Below are 17,787 nucleotides of genomic sequence, written 5' to 3'. Positions count from 1 at the left end.
TGATCGCCGGCTGCATTATATTTCTTGTCCCCGCTTTGGGCGCGAATTATGCTGCAGGGCATGATCCCGAAGAGCGGGTACCGGTTTTCGGATCAGATCATGCCCAATAAGAAACTTCCTTGCGCAAGACAATTGCCGCTGACACACCAATAATAAAGTACCGAGTGGGGAGACGTTCATGACACATCGCATTCTTTTGCCCGGCTTGACGCGGCGCGGGCTTTTGACCGGCGCGGCCGGTGCTGCGACCCTGGCCGTCGCGCCACAACTTCGTTCGCCCGCGGTCGCGCAAAAGGCGCCGCTCAAGGTCGGCCTGATGCTGCCCTACACCGGCACATACGCGAAGCTCGGCCAGTTCATCGACAACGGGTTTCGTCTTTATGTCGAGCAGAAGGGCGGCAAGCTCGGCGGGCGCGAGATCACCTTCGTGCAGGTCGACGACGAGTCCAAGCCGGAGGCCGCGACCGATAACATGAACCGCCTCGTCGGCCGCGAAAAGGTCGACGTCGTGGTCGGCACCGTGCATTCCGGCGTCGCGATGGCGATGGTGAAGGTTGCGCGCGACAACAACACGCTTCTGATCATACCGAACGCCGGCGCCAATGACGCCACCGGGCCGCAATGCGCGGCGAACATTTTCCGAACCTCGTTCTCCAACTGGCAGCCGTCCTACCCGATGGGCAAGGTGGTGTTTGACGCCGGACTGAAGAACGTCGCGACGATCACCTGGCGCTACGCGGCAGGCGCGGAGTCGACTGGCGCGTTCAAGGAGAACTTCACCAAGCAGGGCGGCAAGATCGTCGAGGAAATGACCTTGCCGTTTCCGGAGGTGGAGTTTCAGGCCCTGCTGACGCGGATTGCGACGCTGAAGCCGGACGCAGTGTTCAGCTTTTTCGCCGGCGGTGGCGCGGTGAAATTCGTCAAGGATTATGCGGCGGCGGGCCTGAACAAGACCATCCCGCTCTATGGTTCGGGCTTCCTGACCGACGGTGTGCTCGAGGCGCAGGGCGAAGCGGCGAACGGTATGAAGACCACGCTGCATTACGCCGACAATCTCGACAATCCGGCGAACAAGGCGTTTCTCGCCGCCTTCAAGGCGAAGACCAAGATGGACGGCGACATCTACGCGGTGCAGGGCTTTGATTCCGCGGCGCTCCTCGATGTCGGGCTGAATGCCGTTGGTGGTGACGACAAGGCGCGCGACAAGATGATCGACGCCATGGCGAAGGCGAAGATCGACTCGCCGCGCGGACCGCTCAGCTTCAACAAGGCACACAACCCGATCCAGCACATCTACCTGCGAGAGGTGCGCAACGGCCGCAACGAGTTCGTCTCGATCGCGCACGAGAGTTTGGACGATCCCGCGCGCGGCTGCCGGATGGCCTAGCGGCCGGCGGGTTCGATGGGGGCAGCGCTTTACCGGAGTGGGCCCGACGGCCCATTCCGCGTTGCCCAAGTGAGCGATGGGCGTGGCCGCTCATTCAGCGGGCTTGACCGGCAGGTTCATATGCTGAAAGGAAATCCGCGCGCAGGGTGGGTTGTGGTTGCGCCTCCAGGACGGATCGTTTGATGGACCTTGCAACGTTCGGCGTTCAGCTCCTGAACGCCATTCAGTATGGAATGGTCCTGTTTCTTGTCGCCAGCGGCCTGACGCTCGTGTTCGGCATCCTCGGCGTGATCAATCTCGCGCACGGCACGTTCTACATGCTCGGCGCCTACATGGCGTACGGCATCGCCGCAGCGACCGGGAGTTTCTGGCTGGCGCTGATTGGCGGCATGGCGATCGCGTTCGTCGCCGGGCTTGCCCTCGAGAACGTCTTCATCCGTCGCCTTTACGGGCGCGATCATCTCGCGCAGGTGCTGCTGTCGTTCGGCCTGATCCTCGTGCTTGACGACATTCGCCAGGTCGTGTTCGGCAAGGACGTGCATTCGGTGGCGCCGCCGGCGTTTCTGTCCGGATCGATCCAGCTCACCGACAACATGTCGTACCCGGTCTATCGGCTGGCGCTCTGTGGGTTCTGTCTCGCCATTGCGGCGGCGATCTTCCTTGTCGTCCAGCGCACGAAGGTCGGCATGGTCATCCGCGCCGGCGCTGAAAATCGCGAGATGACGCGGGCGCTGGGCATCGGCTTTGATCAGATCAACCGTTACGTGTTCGCCACGGGAATTGCGCTCGCCGCGCTGGGCGGCATCCTCGTATCGCCAATCTCGACCGTGTTTCCCGGCATGGGCGACGGCATGCTGATCCTGTCGTTCGTGGTGATCGTGGTCGGCGGCATCGGTTCGATCGCGGGCGCGGCGATCGGTGCGCTGCTGATCGGCCTCACCGACACGTTCGGCAAGGTGTTCTTCCCGAACATTTCGAGCGTTCTCATCTACGTGCTGATGGCGGGCGTGCTGCTGTGGCGGCCGAATGGCATCCTCGGCCGGCGTGAGGCGTAGCGATGGCGGCTTACCGGACCATTATTGCCGTGGCGGTTCTTCTTGCCGTTGCTCTGGCGCTGCCGTTCACGGTGCCGACATACTACGTGCAGTTCGCCAGCAAGGTGCTGATCATGGGCATCCTGGCGATGGCGCTCAATCTCGTGGTCGGCTTCGGCGGTCTCGTCAGCCTGTGCCACGCCGCCTTCTTCGGTCTTGGCGGTTACGCGCTGGCGCTCGCGACGCCGAAATACGATCCGGCGTCGTTCTTCGTGTCGTTTCCGTTTGCCGTCGGCAGCGCCGCGCTCGCGGCGCTGATCATCGGTGCGCTGGCGCTGCGCACCCGCGGCGTCTACTTCATCATGGTGACGCTTGCCTTCGGCGAGATGCTGTTTTTCCTGTTTCACGACACCGCCATCGCCGGCGGCTCCGATGGCACCTTCATCAATTACAAGCCGGAGGTGGCGATTGCCGGCACCATGCTGCTCGATCTCGACAGGCCGCTGGTCTTCTATTTCGCCGTGCTGACGTGTCTGCTGGCGACGATCGCGCTCCTGACGATGCTGGTGCGGTCGCCGTTCGGACACGCGCTGGCGGCGGCGCGCGACAATGAACGCCGTGCCCGCTCGCTCGGCTTTCCGATCTTTCGCCTTCGGCTGACAGCGTTCGTCATCTCCGGCGCGATTGCCGGCGTCGCGGGCTATCTTGCGGCAGCGCAGTTCGGCTACGTCGCGCCGCAGATGCTCGGCTGGCATCTCTCGGCCACCGTGCTGGTGATGGTGCTGATCGGCGGTCTGCGCTCGGTCGCGGGTCCGCTTATCGGCGCATTCGTGCTGCTCGGGCTGGAGGAGGTCCTGAAGACCGCGACCGAGTACTGGAAGCTGATCGAGGGACTTGTCGTCATCGCCATCGTGCTGGCGCTGCCTGATGGCATGCGGCATTTGCTGATCGCGGCGTTCGGCCCGGCGAATGACGATACGCCGACTGTAACGTCTGTCGCCGAGGCGAAGCATGTCTGAGGCCGGGCACTCGCAGACGGTCTCGCTTCAGGCGATCTCCCTGTCGAAGCATTTCGGCGGGCTCAGCGCCGTCGCCGACGTCTCGCTCGATGTGCATTCGGACGAGATTCACGCCGTGATCGGTCCGAACGGCGCCGGCAAGTCGACGCTGATCAACCTCTTGTCGGGCGACATGCAGGCAAGTGCGGGCGCAATCATGCTCGACGGACGCAACGTCACCCGCCTGGCCGCGGAGCGGCGCGCGGGCGCAGGCATGGGCCGATCGTATCAGAAGACGACGATCTTCCAGCAATCCTCAGTGTATCAGAATGTCAGGCTTGCCGCACAGGCGCATTCGAAAGCGCCGTTGCGCATGTTCGGCAGTGCGATGTCGGACGTGGCAGTGAACGACGCCGCGCATGCTGCGCTTGTGCGGACGGGCCTCGCTTCGCGGGCGGCGATGCCCGCTAATAAGCTGAGCCACGGCGAACAGCGCCAGCTCGAGATCGCCATGGTGCTCGCGACCGGTCCGCGCATCATCCTGCTCGATGAGCCGCTCGCCGGCATGGGACTGCAGGAGGCGCGACGCATCGTCGATCTGATCGCATCGCTGCGCGAGGGCCACGCGGTGCTGCTGGTCGAGCACGACATGGACGCGGTGTTCGAACTGGCCGATCGCCTGACGGTGATGCAGGACGGGCGGGTGATCGCGTCCGGGTTGCCGGGCGAAGTGCGGACCGATCCGGCAGTGCGCGCGGCTTATCTCGGCGCTCATGGCGGCGCCGATGGGGGCGCGGCGTGACGACGCTGTTGAAAGCGGAGGGGCTTGAAGCATTTTATGGCGTAAGCCAGGTGCTGCATGGCATCGACCTGGAATTGAAGGGCGGCGAGCAGGTAGCGCTGCTCGGCCGCAACGGCATGGGCAAGACCACCTTGCTGCGATCACTGATGGGCCTCGTCGCCGACTGCCGCGGCAGCGTGACGTTCGCCGGGCGCGACATCGCGCGCGCCGCGCCTGAGGCAGTTGCCCGCGCCGGCGTCGCATTCGTGCCGGAGGGCCGCGGCGTGTTCGGTTCGCTGAGCGTCGTCGAGAACCTTGTGATGGCGGCGCGTGCCGGGACGGACGGCCGCAGAGCCTGGACATTGGAAAAGATCTTCGAACTGTTTCCACGGTTGCGCGAACGTAAGGACAATGGTGGGCTGCAGCTGTCCGGTGGCGAGCAGCAGATGCTCACCATCGGCCGGGCGCTGATGACCAACCCCGACCTGATCCTGATCGATGAGGCGACCGAAGGCCTCGCGCCGATGGTTGCCCTGGACATCTGGCGGACACTCGAGACGATCAAGGCGGAGGGCGTGGCTGCGATCGTCGTCGATCGGGACTTCCGCAACCTCTCGCGCATCGCCGACCGCACGATCTTGCTGTCGAAGGGCGTCGTGGTGTTTTCCGGAACGCCGACAGAGCTCGCCGCGAAGCCCGAGCTGCTGGACAGGTATTTGGGCGTGTGAGTTTCTGTCGTCCCGGCCAAGCGAAGCGCGAGCCGGGACCCATGGCCACCGTCGCAGCGATATCGCAATGACCGCGTACCTGCTTTCGAATTCGGTGGTTATGGGTCCCCGCGTTCGCGGGGACGACTCGGAGAGGGGTCAACGCACCGCACTGACGCGCGGTGGTTCCGCCTTCGCCACCACCGGTGCGACAGCGTCGGCCAAGCGCGCGGCGGCTTCGTCGATGCTCAGGCCGGCGGTGTCGACCTGGGCTGCAGCACGGGCATAGAGTGGCTCGCGGCTCAGAAGGATCGTGCGCAACTCCTGCATCGCCGAGCGATCATCGGCCATCGGCCGGAGGTCGCCCTGGCCGCGCACGCGCGCCATATGCTCTTCAGGCCTGGCCTTCAGCCAGACCGTGTAGAACGACGACAGGATCAGGTCGAAGGTCAGCGGTTCGGAGACGATGCCGCCGCCGGTCGCGAGCACGACCGGGTCTTTGCGCGCAAGTGTTTGCACGAGCGCGATCTGCTCCATGCGGCGGAAGCCTTCCTGGCCGTAGAGGGCGAGGATTTCGGCGACCGACAGACCGTTCTGCCGCTCGATTTCCTTGTTCAGCTCGACGAAGCTCCAACCGACCTCTTCGGAAAGGCGCTTGCCGAGCGTGCTCTTACCGGCGCCGCGCAGGCCGATCAGCGCAATGCCACTGAACGCAAATTTGCGCTGCGTCGCGGATGGCTGGCCCGACAGCGCGTCCTTCGCCTGGGCAACCTGCTGCGGCGTCGCCTTGCGCACCAGCGCGCGGATCACCGGCCAGTCTCCTGAGCCGTCACCGTCGGAAATGAGATCTTCCAACGGCGCGCCGATCGCGTGCGCGAGCCGCCGCAGCAACACGATCGAGACGTTGCCTTTGCCGCTTTCCAGTTGCGCGATGTAGCGTTCGGAAATTCCCGACACTTTCGCCAGCACCTTGCGTGACATGCCGTGCAGGGCGCGCATCGTGCGCACGCGTTGGCCGAGCTCCTGCAGGAAGGTGTCGTCGGAAGACGTCTGCTCAGTCATGACAGGCTTTATCTTGGGGTGTTTCCCACGAACCTGCACCATAGTGCTCAGGCTGATTGACAGCAAGCAGGCCTGATGGCTTTATATGAATTATAATTCAAAGTACCTGGAGGAGCGCCGCATGAGCGAAGCCGATCGCTACAACGCGGTGACGTATCTGCTCGATCGCAACATCGATGCAGGTCGCGGCAACAAGCTCGCATTCACTGATACGGTTGCGGAACTGAGCTATGGCGCACTGCAGACGCAGAGCCGCAAGCTCGCCAACCTCCTGAAGCGGCTTGGTGTCCGGCGCGAGGAACGCGCGGCGATGCTGATGCTCGACACGGTCGAGTTTCCAATCGTGTTTCTCGGCGCGATGCGGGCGGGCGTGGTGCCGGTGCCGCTGAATACGCTTTTGACCGCCGATCAATATGCCTATGTGCTCGCCGACAGCCGCGCGCGCGTGCTGTTCGTTTCCGAGGCGCTGCTTCCCGTGGTGCAGGATCTGCTCGGCCGCATGGCCGACCTCGCGCAGGTCATCGTCGTCGGCAAGAACGCGCACGGCCATCTCCGGTTCGCCGATGAGATTGCACGCGAGAGCGATGCGTTCGACACCGTGGCGACGCATCGCGACGAACCGGCATTCTGGCTCTATTCGTCCGGATCGACCGGCATGCCGAAGGGCGTGCGACATCTGCATTCCAACCTGCAGGCGACCGCGGAGACGTATGCGCACCAGGTGCTCGGCATTCGCGAGAACGACGTCGGCCTGTCGGCGGCAAAACTGTTCTTCGCTTATGGCCTCGGCAACGCGCTGACATTTCCGATGTCGGTCGGCGCGACCACGGTGCTGTATCCGGAGCGGCCGACGCCGGCGGCGATGTTCGGTCTGATGCGCCAGTACGGCGCGACGATCTTCTATGGCGTGCCGACGCTGTTTGCGGCGATGCTGAACGACGAGGCTTGCAGGAACGAGACGCGCTTTGCGCACTTGCGCATCTGCACCTCAGCAGGTGAGGCGTTGCCGGAAGCGGTCGGCAAGGCGTGGAAGCAGCGTTTCGGCGTAGATATTCTCGATGGCGTCGGCTCGACCGAGTTGCTGCACATCTTTCTGTCGAATGCGCCGGACGACATCAAATACGGTTCGTCGGGGCGGCCGGTGCCGGGCTATCGCGTGCGTCTCGTGAACGAGACCGGCGCAGATGTCGCTGACGGCGAGGTCGGCGAACTGCTGGTGGATGCGCCGTCCGCGGCGGAAGGCTACTGGAACCAGCGCAGCAAGAGCCGGCAGACCTTCGAGGGAGGCTGGACGCGCACGGGCGACAAGTACACGCGCGATGCGGACGGCCGCTATACTTTCTGCGGCCGCGCTGACGACATGTTCAAGGTTTCCGGCATCTGGGTCTCGCCGTTCGAGGTTGAAAGCGCGCTGATCACCCATCCGTCCGTCGCCGAGGCTGCAGTGATCGCGGCGCCGGACAAGGAGGGACTCTTGAAGCCCAAGGCGTACGTCGTGCCGAAGGCCGGTGCGTCGCTGGACGGGCTGCACGATACGCTGAAGGAGCACGTCAAGACCAGCATCGGACCTTGGAAATACCCGCGCTGGATCGAAGTGGTCGAGAGCCTGCCGAAGACCGCCACCGGAAAGATCCAGCGCTTCAAGCTGCGAAGCGGCGATTCCGCGTGAGAATGGAGTGTGCGCAATGACAATCTGGAAGGAGGCGGGTCGGCTGACGATCGGCGCGAGTGAACTGGAGTACCGCACGATCGGACCTGCGCCGGATCAGGCGGCGACCATCGTCATGCTGCATGAGGGGCTCGGCAGCGTCGGGCTCTGGGCCGATTTTCCGGATCGGCTGGCGGCCGCTACCGGCTGCGGGGTGTTCGTCTATTCGCGCGCAAGCTACGGCGCATCGAGCCCTGTCACGCTGCCGCGTCCGCTCGACTACATGCACATCGAGGCGCTCGAGGTGTTGCCGAAGGTGCTGGAGCAAATGGGCTTTCGCCGCGGCCTGCTGGTCGGTCACTCGGACGGAGCGTCGATCGCCGCGATCTATGCCGGTGGGATTCAGGATCATCGCATCCGCGGACTGTCGCTGATCGCACCACACTTCATCGTCGAGGACGTGTCGGTCTCCTCGATCGCCGCGATCAAGGCAAACTATGAAGGAGGCGAACTGCGCGCGAAGCTGTCGCGCTGGCACAGCGACGTGGACAACGCGTTCTATGGCTGGAACGGCGCGTGGCTCGATCCGAAATTCCGCGAATGGGATATTTCCGAATATCTCACCTACATCCGCGTGCCGGTGCAGGTCGTGCAGGGGGCCGATGACCAGTACGGCACGGTGCGTCAGATCGAGGTCGCGGAGGCCGAATGCTATTGTCCCGTCGATGTGGCGATGATCTCCAATGCGGCGCATTCGCCGCACCGGGAAGAGCCTGAGGCGACGCTCAAGGCAGTGTCAGACTTTGCCAACCGCATCTTGCAGGGCCACGGCGAGGGGTTGCTCGGCCGCGCGGCATAAAACTGCATCAAAATGCCGAATCTTAAGCCAAAGGCTGGATCATTTCTCGATAATATGCATTATTATGCACCTTTCCGCTTGAAACTCTCAGGATGGTGCGATGGCTGCTGAGGACAAGAAACTCGCCAATGGCGCCACGCACATCGATTTCCAGACCGACCCGTCCCGGTACCGGCACTGGAAGCTCGCGGTCGACGGCGAGATCGCGACGCTGACCATGGACGTCGACGAGAATGGCGGTCTGTTCGATGGTTACCAGCTCAAGCTGAACTCCTACGATCTCGGTGTCGACATCGAGCTAGCAGACGCGCTGCAGCGCTTGCGGTTCGAGCATCCGCAGGTGAAGGCAGTGCTTCTGCGCTCGGGCAAGAACCGTGTGTTCTGCGCCGGAGCCAACATCCGCATGCTTGCGGGCGCAACTCACGCGCATAAGGTCAACTTCTGCAAGTTCACCAACGAAACGCGCAACGGCATCGAGGACTCAAGCGCGAATTCCGGCCAGCACTTCATCTGCGTCGTCAATGGCACCGCAGCCGGCGGCGGCTATGAGCTGGCGCTTGCAGCCGATCACATCGTCCTGGTCGACGATGGTTCGGCGGCGGTATCATTGCCCGAAGTGCCACTGCTGGCAGTGCTGCCAGGCACAGGTGGGCTGACGCGCGTCACCGACAAACGAAAAGTGCGCCGAGACCATGCGGATTATTTCTGCACGTTTGAAGAGGGCGTGAAGGGCAAGCGCGCGGTGCAGTGGCGGCTGGTGGACGAGGTCGTGCCGAACTCGAAACTGGAGGCGCGTGTCGCCGACCGCGCCCGCGCGTTCGCCGCCGCCTCGAAGCGCGACGCGCAAGGCGAGGGCATCAAGCTCACGCCATTGATGCGCACAATCGAGGGCGACAGCATTCGCTATCGCTTTGTCGGCGCCGATATCGATCGCGCTGCACGCACCGCAACGATCTCGATCAAGGCGCCAGAGGTACCGCCACCTGCGGATCCTGAGGCGGTCGTCGTGCAAGGAGCGGCGTTCTGGCCATTGCAGGTGGCGCGCGAACTGGATGACGCGATCCTGCACTTGCGCCTCAACGAACTCGAGATTGCCGTGCTGGTGTTCAAATCCGAAGGCGATCCCGCGCAGGTGCTCGCCTATGACGCGGTGCTCGACGCCTGCAAGGACAACTGGTTCGTCAACGAGGTGCGACATTTCTGGAAGCGCGTGCTGAAGCGCGTCGACGTAACCTCGCGCACGCTGGTGGCGCTGATCGAGCCGGGCTCCTGCTTTGCCGGCTCGCTCGCCGAGCTCGTGTTCGCCGCCGACCGGGCCTATATGTTGATCGGCTCGCGTCAGGGCGACAACCGCGCGCCGCCCAAGCTCATGCTCAGCGCAATGAATTTCGGTCCATATCCGATGAGCCACGGGTTGACGCGGCTTCAATCGCGCTTCCAGGCCGATCCTTCGGAGCTCGATCGCGTCAAAGCTCGTCTGGGCCAGCCGCTGGACGCGGAGACAGCCGAAGAGCTGGGCCTCGTCACGTTCGCGCTCGACGATATCGACTGGGACGACGAGGTTCGGGTGTTCTTCGAAGCACGCACGAGCTTTTCGCCTGACAGCCTCACCGGGCTTGAGGCGAACTTGCGGTTCGTCGGGCCCGAGACGATGGAGTCGAAGATTTTTGCCCGGCTGACCGCCTGGCAAAACTGGATCTTCCAGCGGCCGAACGCAGTGGGGGAAGCGGGCGCCTTGCAGCGCTATGGCACCGGCGAGCGGCCGCAATTCGATATGACCCGGGTGTGAGGCACACATGAACATCATGAACGTCGACTACACGACGAAGATTCCGAACAACGTCAATCTCACCGAGGACCGCCAGGTGCTGAAGGCACTGGAGGGCTGGCATCCGGGCTATCTCGACTGGTGGAACGATATGGGCCCGGAAGGCTTCCAGGAAAGCCTGGTCTATTTGCGCACGGCGGTGAGCGTCGATCCGAAAGGCTGGGCGAAGTTCGACTACGTGCGCATGCCGGAATATCGCTGGGGCGTGCTGCTCGCGCCGCAGGAGGAGGGCCGGCTGGTCAACTTCGGTCAACACATGGGCGAGAAGGCCTGGCAGGAGGTGCCTGGCGAATACCGCGCCATGCTGCGCCGCCTGGTCGTGATCCAGGGCGACACTGAGCCCGCATCAGTCGAACAGCAGCGCCATCTCGGCAAGACCGCGCCATCGCTCTACGACATGCGCAACCTGTTCCAGGTCAATGTCGAAGAGGGCCGCCACCTCTGGGCGATGGTCTACCTCTTGCAGAAATATTTCGGCCGTGACGGCCGCGAGGAGGCGGACGATCTGCTGCGCCGCCGCTCAGGCGATGCGGACTCGCCGCGGATGCTCGGTGCGTTCAACGAGGCGACGCCGGACTGGCTGTCGTTCTTCATGTTCACCTTTTTCACCGACCGCGACGGCAAGATGCAGCTCGAGAGCCTGGCGCAATCTGGTTTCGATCCGCTGTCGCGCACCTGCCGCTTCATGCTGACGGAAGAGGCGCACCATATGTTCGTCGGCGAGACAGGCGTCGGCCGCATCCTGCGCCGCACCTGCGAGGCGATGCGAGAGGCGGGAATCGACGATCCGCACGAAGTCGAGCGCGTGCGCGCGCTCGGCGTGATCGACCTGCCGACCATGCAGAAGAAGGTCAATCTGCATTATTCGCTGTCGCTCGACCTGTTCGGCTCGGAAGTTTCGACCAACGCCGCGAACTTCTACAATGCCGGCCTGAAGGGCCGCTTCCAGGAGACGCGGCTGCGCGACGACCATCGCCTGACCGGCGACACCTATCCGGTGTTGAAATGGGTCGATGGCGCGATCAAGCTCGTCGATGAGCCGGCACTGACCGCGCTCAACATGCGACTGCGCGACGACTACACCAACGACTGCAACAAGGGCATCGAACGCTGGAACAAGATCGTGAAAGCGCTCGGCGTCGATTTCGAGTTCGCGCTGCCGCACACCGCCTTCCATCGCCAGATCGGCGAATTCAAGAACATGCATGCGACGGCCGGCGGCGAGATCGTCAGCGACGCCCAGTGGAAGAAGGTGCGCGACGATTTCCTGCCGTCGACCGAGGACGGCGATTTCATCGCTTCACTGATGACCCCGGTGAGCGAGCCGGGCGAGTTCGCAAGCTGGATCGCGCCGCCGAAGGTTGGCATCGACAACAAGCCCGGCGACTTCGAGTATGTGAAGATCTCGGAATAGGGGCCGGCCGGCAGAGACCGGCCGTGAAGCAGGGGAGGAGATCGATGCAGCTCGCGGACGTGCGCGACCGTGATGTTGCCGAGCTGTTCGCGAAGCCATCGGTGGTCGCGGAGCACCGCACGGACGGCTCGATTGTCGTCCGATCGACCGTTCCGCTTGGACCGGTGGAGCGCGCGGTCGGCGTATGGCTCGAACGGTGGGCGAGCGAGATGCCGGACAAGATGTTCCTTGCCGAACGGACCGATGCGAAAGCGGCGTGGTCAACCATCAGCTACGGTGACACGCGAAGGCGTGTTCGCGCGGCGGCGAGCTGGATGCTCGCCGAGGGCCTCAGCGTAGAGCGTCCGCTTGCGATCCTCTCCGACAACGCCATCGAGCACGCGATCTTCGCTTTGGGTGCGATGCACGCCGGCATTCCGGTGGCGACGATCTCGTCGGCATATTCGCTCGTCTCGAAGGATTACGAGAAGCTGCGCGCGGCCGCGGTGCTGCTCGACCCTGGCGCGATCTACGTTGCCGACGCGGCGTCGTTTGCGCCGGCGCTTGCTGCGATCAAGAGCAGCCATCGCGCTGTCGTCATCGCAGGTGCGAACGCGGACAAGTCGGAGGGGATTCCGGCGTCCGAAGTTCTTGCAACGACGGAGAGCGAAACAGTGGCGCGGGCGTTTGCGGCGATCACGCCCGACACGATCGCGAAGTTCCTGTTTACGTCCGGTTCGACCGGTACGCCGAAGGCGGTCGTCAACACTCACCGCATGCTGACGGCGAGCCAGACGGCGCGGGCCCAGGTCTGGCCGTTCCTCGAGCGAAGCGACCTGGTCGTGCTCGACTGGTTGCCCTGGAGCCACACGTTTGGGGCCAATCACAACTTCAACATGGTCCTGCGCAACGGCGGCACGCTCTATATCGATCAGGGCAAGCCTGCGCCGGGCCTGTTTACGACTTCGCTGGACAACCTGCGCAGCGTGATTCCGACCGTTTATTTCAACGTGCCACGCGGCTTCGACATGCTGCTCGGCGCTCTGCGCGACGACAAGGCGTTGCGCGAGAGGTTTTTCGCCAACGTCCGCTTCGCGTTCTATGCCGCGGCCGCGCTGCCGCAAAACCTGTGGGATGCGATGGAGGACCTTTCGATCAAAACCACCGGGCATGCCATCCCGATGGTGTCCGCCTGGGGATCGACCGAAACCGCGCCACTTGCCACCGATTGTCATTTCCTTGCCGGCCGCCCGGGCAATATCGGTGTGCCCGTGCCGGGCACCGAGTTGAAGCTGGTGCCGTCGGGCCAAAAGCTTGAGGTGCGCGTGCGCGGTGCGAACGTCACACCAGGCTATTGGAAGGCATCGGAGCTCACGGCCGCGGCGTTCGACGCGGAAGGGTATTATCGCATCGGCGATGCCGTCAGGTTCGCCGACGGCGAGCGGCCGGAGGGCGGCCTGTTCTTCGACGGCCGCATCAGCGAGGATTTCAAGCTCTCGTCCGGGACGTGGGTGACGGTCGGCATGCTGCGCGTGGCCGCGGTCGCAGCGCTGGCGCCGCTGGCGCAGGACATCGTGATTGCGGGACACGACGAGGACGAAGTTCGGTTCCTGATTTTTCCGAATGTCGCGGCCAGCCGCGCTGTGTCCGGCCTGCCGGACACAGCGGCGGTCAGCGACGTGCTCGCACACGTGAATGTCCGCGAGGCGATCGCGCGTGGTCTTGCCGGACTGAAGGCGCAAAACAGTGGCTCCGCCGGGCACGCCACACGCGCATTGCTGCTGGTTGAGCCACCATCGATCGACGGAGGCGAAATCACCGATAAGGGGTATATCAACCAGCGCGCAGTGTTGACACGGCGGGCCGACGCGCTCGCCAAGCTGCGCAATGACGCCTCGACGGAATGGATCGGCTGCGGCAGCATCACCTAGTCCGCCATTGCGTGCCCATAGCCGTTCGAAGAACGGCGTCGCTTCACCCGCCTACGGACGTTCGAAGAACGGCGTCGCTTCGCTCCTTGATAACGTCAAATATACTTGCCGGCGAAGCTGATCAGAGGTTGCACATCCGGCGCCTGCGTGAAGGCCACGATGCGGCCGATGGCGATTGTGGTGCCATGCCGTTCGATCGCTTCCTCGAGCTCGCAATCCAGCACTCCGACCGCACCGATCAGCGCCGGTGCGCCAGTCTTCAAGGTGTTCCATTCACCGGGCAGGAACCGGTCCGCGCCCTTGCGGGTGCCCTGGCCGCCAAACTCCTTGGCGAGGTCCTCGCGACTTTTCCCAATATAGTTGATCGCGAAGTGCTTGCTTTCGAGGATCGGTGCCAGCGCCGAGGTGCTTTGGCCGATCGACACCAGCATGGTCGGCGGATTAGCCGTGAGATGCGTCGCTGAAAGCGCGAGGAAACCGGCAGGTCCGCTCGAGCCGCTGGCGGTCACGACCGCAACGCCGATCGCGCGGGATCCAAGCGCGCGCCAGAAGGTTTTTGCATCGGTGATTTGGTCCACGGTGAACTCCTCAACGTTTCGAAATGGTGACGGCTTCACTGGACATTATATGCAATTTTGCTGCCATGATGCACGGGCTGGCGTGGTTCCAGGATCACGGCCATACTCCGGGCGCATCGATTCCTCTCGCGGAGGAGATTGCGCTCGGCGTGAGCAGGGGCATGAACGGTTGAGGCAATGACATTCGCGGCGAATGGCATGAAGAAGCGGGTGACAGTTGCCGACGATTGGTCCGCTGCGTTCGCGGACTACGTGCCGTTGCCGGGCGTACCGGACGAATTCATCGGTGTAGACGGTGCGCCGAAGGCGCAATGGCTGCAATGGATGGAGCGCGTGCCTGCGCGCAACATCGATCGGTCGCTGGCTTTGGCCGAACGTCATATCCGCGATCTCGGCATTTCCTACCGCGTGCGTGGCGAGGCGCAGGAACGCACCTGGCCGCTGAGCGGTCTGCCGCTCCTGATCGACGAAGGCGAATGGGCGGAGATTTCCAAAAGTATCGTCCAGCGCGCGTCATTGTTCGAGGCCTTGCTCAAGGACGTTTATGGGGATGCCTCGCTCGTTTCCAAAGGCATCCTCCCTGCCGCGGTCGTCGCCGGGGCCGGGGAGTTCCTGCGACCGATGGTCGGCGTCAAGCCGCCCGGCGGGCGCTGGATGCATCTCTATGCCGCCGATATCGGCCGCGGACCGGACGGGCGCTGGTGGGTGCTGAACGACCGCGCGCAGGCGCCGTCCGGCGCGGGCTACGCGCTGGAAAATCGGCTCGTCATGTCGCATGCCTATCCCTCGACCTACGCACAGATGAATGTGCAGCGGTTGGCGCCGTTCTTCCGCGCGTTCCGTAATGGCTTGACTGCAATGGCGGCGCGCGCGCAGCCGCGCATCTGCCTCATGACGCCGGGTGCCCATAGCGCGACCTACTTCGAGCAGTCGTATCTGGCTAAATACCTCGGTTTTCTCCTCGTCGAAGGCGACGACCTCATTGTCCACGACGGACAGGTCCATGTGCGCACCATCGCAGGGCTGAAACGCGCGGACGTGTTGTGGCGGCGGGTGGATGCGGACTTCGTCGATCCGATCGAGTTGAACGGCGCTTCGCGCCTTGGCGTACCGCGTCTGCTCTCGGCGATCCGCGACGGCAACACGATCGTTGCCAACATGCCGGGCGCCGGCTTCGTCGAACAGCGGGCGCTGCTTGCGTTCATGCCGACGATCTGCAGGCATCTACTGGGCGAAGACCTTTCAATGCCCAACATCGCCACCTGGTGGTGCGGCCAACCCGACGCGCGAGCGAACGTGTTGAACGACCTGCCGCAGATGTCGATCGCGGCGGCATTCGGCGAGCAGGTTCCGGGCTTCGGCGCGGAACAGCATATCCTGCCCGAAGCGCTGCCGCCGGCGGAGGCCGCCCGGCTGCGCGCCGCGATCGATGCGCGCGGCGTCGATTATGTCGGTCAGGAGATCGTGCGGCTTTCGACCACGCCGGTGTGGGAGGATGGACGGCTGCAGCCGCGCCCCTTCGTGCTGCGTGTCTACGCGGCCGCGACACCCGATGGGTGGCAGGTGATGCCCGGTGGCTTCTGCCTCGTCTCCGACAAGGCCGACGCACGTGCGGTCAGCATGGGCGAAGGCGTGAAGTCCGCCGACGTATGGGTGCTGTCCGAGAAGCCGGCGGTGCTCGAAACGCTTCTGCCGTCACAGGACGAAGTCTCTATCCGCCGCGTTCTCGGCAACCTGCCGAGCCGTGCGGCTGACAACCTGTTCTGGTACGGCCGTTATCTCGAGCGCGCCGAGGCGGTCTTGCGCATCGTTCGCTGCCTGTGCAGCCGCAGCGTCGAACTCGACCTGATGGGCGCCGACGGGCTCGAGGCGCTGAAGCGGCTGAGCCGGCAGCTGATGGCGTGGGGAGCGGCAGCCGCCGGCAAAGGCGAGGGCGATTTCCTCGGCGTCGCAACCGACGCGCTCGGCTCGGAAGAGCACTACGGCTCTGCACTGTCGAACGTGCGCACGGCCTACGGCTCAGCCTCGGTGATCCGCGAACGCCTGTCAGTGGACAGTTTCAAGCTGATCGTCAGCCTCGAGCGGCAATTGAACTTGCGCACGGGCGATCTCGCAACGACCACGGAGGCATTCGAGATCGCCGACCGAGCGCTGGTCTCACTCGCCGCGATCTCCGGTCTCGCCCAGGAGAACGTCAATCGCGTCGCTGGCTGGCGCTTTCTCGACATGGGTCGCCGTGTCGAGCGCGCCATCAATGCCTGCCGCTTCGCGCGCAATTTTGCTGGTGAAACGGCGAGTGCCGACGACCTGGACGTGCTCCTCGACCTGATCGATTCCCAGATCACCTATCGCTCGCGTTATCTGGGCGGAGTCGCGCTCGCGCCGGTTCGCGACATGGCGCTGCTCGACCACTTCAATCCGCGCTCGGCGAGCTTCCAGATCGAACAGATCCGGCGGCACCTCGAGACGTTGCCGACCCTGAACGAAGACGGGCTTCCCGAAGAGCCGAAGCGGATCATCGAACTGATCGCCGGTGAGATCGGCAGCATTGCGGCGCGCGACACCGATGTGTCGGCAATCCTTGCCTTCGAGCAAAAACTGATGAGGTTTGCCGATGCGCTGGCGGCCCGTTACTTCCTGCAACGTCCCGACGAGTTGCAGACCAAGAGCGTGAGTGGCCTTGCGTGATCTACGACATTCGTCATGTGACGAAGTATCTTTATGAGTTTCCGGTCTCTTCGGCGGCGCTGTCGCTGCGCCTGACGCCGCGCTCCGGAGGCGGCCAGCGTTGCCTCGACCATTCGCTGCTGATCGAGCCGCGGCCGAAGGCGCTGCGCTCGGAGCAGGATTTTTTCGGCAACGTCGTCACCACTGCGACGATCGAGACTGGACTGACTGCGCTGAAGATCGAGGCGCGTGCGCGCGTCGACGTCTCGCGTTCCGTCGTCGTGCCGCCCGGCGCGAGCCTCGCCTGGAAAGAAATCGCAGCGGCGGCGCTTGAGCAGACGTCGCTCGGAGCCGACGCGCCGGTGCATTTTCTCTTCGCGAGCCCGCATATCACATTGCCGGCGCCGGTTACGGCCTATGCGGCGGAGAGCTTTCCACCGGGCTTGCCGGTCGTCGACGGCGCGCGTGACCTGGCAAGGCGGATTTGCGCCGACTTCATCTATTCTCCGCAGGTGACGGATGTGTCGACGCCGCTCGATGACGCGTTCGCGCAGCGACGCGGCGTGTGTCAGGATTTCGCGCATATCATGATCGCGGGCTTGCGCGGCCTCGGCCTGCCGGCGGCCTACGTCTCGGGCTATATCCGCACCATTTCGCCGGAAGGACAACCGCGCCTCGAAGGCGCGGACGCGACCCATGCCTGGGTCTCGATCTGGTGCGGCGAGGGAACAGGCTGGCTCGGCATCGATCCGACGAATGCTATGGACGCCGGAGACGATCATATCGTGCTGGCGATCGGCCGCGACTTTTCCGATGTATCGCCGGTCCACGGCGTATTCGTCGGCTCCGGCGCGCACCAGCTCGAGGTCGCCGTGGACGTCACGCCGGCCGGCGCGACTGCTTGACCAGTCAAC

General features: G+C 64.0%; 14 protein-coding genes. 12 read left to right on the top strand and 2 right to left on the bottom strand.

Features of this window, described 5'->3' with window-relative positions; all coding sequences use genetic code 11:
- Nucleotides 1-178 precede the first annotated feature (178 nt).
- The 5 genes from RCO31_RS24990 (at nucleotide 179) to RCO31_RS24970 (ending at nucleotide 4,928) form a co-directional block, all read left to right on the top strand.
- Complete coding sequence (locus RCO31_RS24990) at nucleotides 179-1,387, top strand: ABC transporter substrate-binding protein (protein ID WP_308971288.1); 1,209 nt, start codon at nucleotides 179-181, stop codon at nucleotides 1,385-1,387.
- Nucleotides 1,388-1,569: 182 nt separating this feature from the next.
- Nucleotides 1,570-2,442, top strand: a complete 873-nt coding sequence (locus RCO31_RS24985) for a branched-chain amino acid ABC transporter permease (RefSeq protein ID WP_308971287.1) — start codon at nucleotides 1,570-1,572, stop codon at nucleotides 2,440-2,442.
- 2 nt (nucleotides 2,443-2,444) lie between these two features.
- Nucleotides 2,445-3,440: a branched-chain amino acid ABC transporter permease gene (locus RCO31_RS24980; RefSeq protein WP_308971286.1), complete on the top strand. Its 996-nt coding sequence runs from the start codon at nucleotides 2,445-2,447 to the stop codon at nucleotides 3,438-3,440.
- Complete coding sequence (locus RCO31_RS24975) at nucleotides 3,433-4,221, top strand: ABC transporter ATP-binding protein (RefSeq protein WP_308971285.1); 789 nt, start codon at nucleotides 3,433-3,435, stop codon at nucleotides 4,219-4,221. Before RCO31_RS24980 ends, RCO31_RS24975 begins: the two co-directional genes overlap by 8 nt.
- Nucleotides 4,218-4,928 carry an ABC transporter ATP-binding protein gene (locus RCO31_RS24970; protein WP_308971284.1) on the top strand — a complete coding sequence of 237 codons (711 nt, stop codon included), beginning with the start codon at nucleotides 4,218-4,220 and terminating at the stop codon, nucleotides 4,926-4,928. The genes RCO31_RS24975 and RCO31_RS24970 overlap by 4 nt, the downstream gene beginning before the upstream one ends.
- A gap of 138 nt (nucleotides 4,929-5,066) precedes the next feature.
- Here RCO31_RS24970 and RCO31_RS24965 read toward each other — a convergent pair whose 3' ends face one another.
- A complete protein-coding gene (locus RCO31_RS24965; protein WP_308971283.1) occupies nucleotides 5,067-5,969 on the bottom strand; it encodes a helix-turn-helix transcriptional regulator in 903 nt (300 codons plus the stop codon).
- Nucleotides 5,970-6,090: 121 nt separating this feature from the next.
- On the opposite strand from RCO31_RS24965, the gene RCO31_RS24960 reads away from it, so the two are divergent.
- From RCO31_RS24960 to RCO31_RS24940, 5 genes are all read left to right on the top strand, one after another.
- Nucleotides 6,091-7,638, top strand: coding sequence for a benzoate-CoA ligase family protein (locus RCO31_RS24960; protein ID WP_308971282.1), 1,548 nt, complete (start codon nucleotides 6,091-6,093; stop codon nucleotides 7,636-7,638).
- Between the two features lie 16 nt (nucleotides 7,639-7,654).
- Entirely contained in the window at nucleotides 7,655-8,476 is an 822-nt protein-coding gene (locus tag RCO31_RS24955) for an alpha/beta hydrolase (RefSeq protein ID WP_308971281.1), read from the top strand.
- Between the two features lie 100 nt (nucleotides 8,477-8,576).
- A complete protein-coding gene (boxC, locus tag RCO31_RS24950) occupies nucleotides 8,577-10,265 on the top strand; it encodes a 2,3-epoxybenzoyl-CoA dihydrolase (protein ID WP_308971280.1) in 1,689 nt (562 codons plus the stop codon).
- 7 nt (nucleotides 10,266-10,272) lie between these two features.
- The gene (gene boxB / locus RCO31_RS24945; RefSeq protein WP_308971279.1) at nucleotides 10,273-11,718 is read left to right on the top strand and encodes a benzoyl-CoA 2,3-epoxidase subunit BoxB; all 1,446 of its coding nucleotides are present in this window, start codon (nucleotides 10,273-10,275) and stop codon (nucleotides 11,716-11,718) included.
- A gap of 44 nt (nucleotides 11,719-11,762) precedes the next feature.
- Nucleotides 11,763-13,628 (top strand): feruloyl-CoA synthase, encoded by a 1,866-nt coding sequence (locus RCO31_RS24940; protein WP_308971278.1) that lies wholly within the window; start codon nucleotides 11,763-11,765, stop codon nucleotides 13,626-13,628.
- Nucleotides 13,629-13,723: 95 nt separating this feature from the next.
- Here RCO31_RS24940 and RCO31_RS24935 read toward each other — a convergent pair whose 3' ends face one another.
- Entirely contained in the window at nucleotides 13,724-14,206 is a 483-nt protein-coding gene (locus RCO31_RS24935; RefSeq protein ID WP_308971277.1) for a flavin reductase family protein, read from the bottom strand.
- Between the two features lie 177 nt (nucleotides 14,207-14,383).
- Between RCO31_RS24935 and RCO31_RS24930 the strand changes: the two genes are divergently transcribed.
- Complete coding sequence (locus RCO31_RS24930) at nucleotides 14,384-16,894, top strand: circularly permuted type 2 ATP-grasp protein (protein WP_308971276.1); 2,511 nt, start codon at nucleotides 14,384-14,386, stop codon at nucleotides 16,892-16,894.
- The gene (locus RCO31_RS24925; RefSeq protein WP_308971275.1) at nucleotides 16,891-17,778 is read left to right on the top strand and encodes a transglutaminase family protein; all 888 of its coding nucleotides are present in this window, start codon (nucleotides 16,891-16,893) and stop codon (nucleotides 17,776-17,778) included. Before RCO31_RS24930 ends, RCO31_RS24925 begins: the two co-directional genes overlap by 4 nt.
- Nucleotides 17,779-17,787 lie beyond the last annotated feature (9 nt).

The sequence above is a fragment of the Bradyrhizobium sp. LHD-71 genome, assembly GCF_031157255.1.
GTDB lineage: Bacteria > Pseudomonadota > Alphaproteobacteria > Rhizobiales > Xanthobacteraceae > P52-10.
This window is presented reverse-complemented; position numbering and strand designations above follow the sequence as displayed.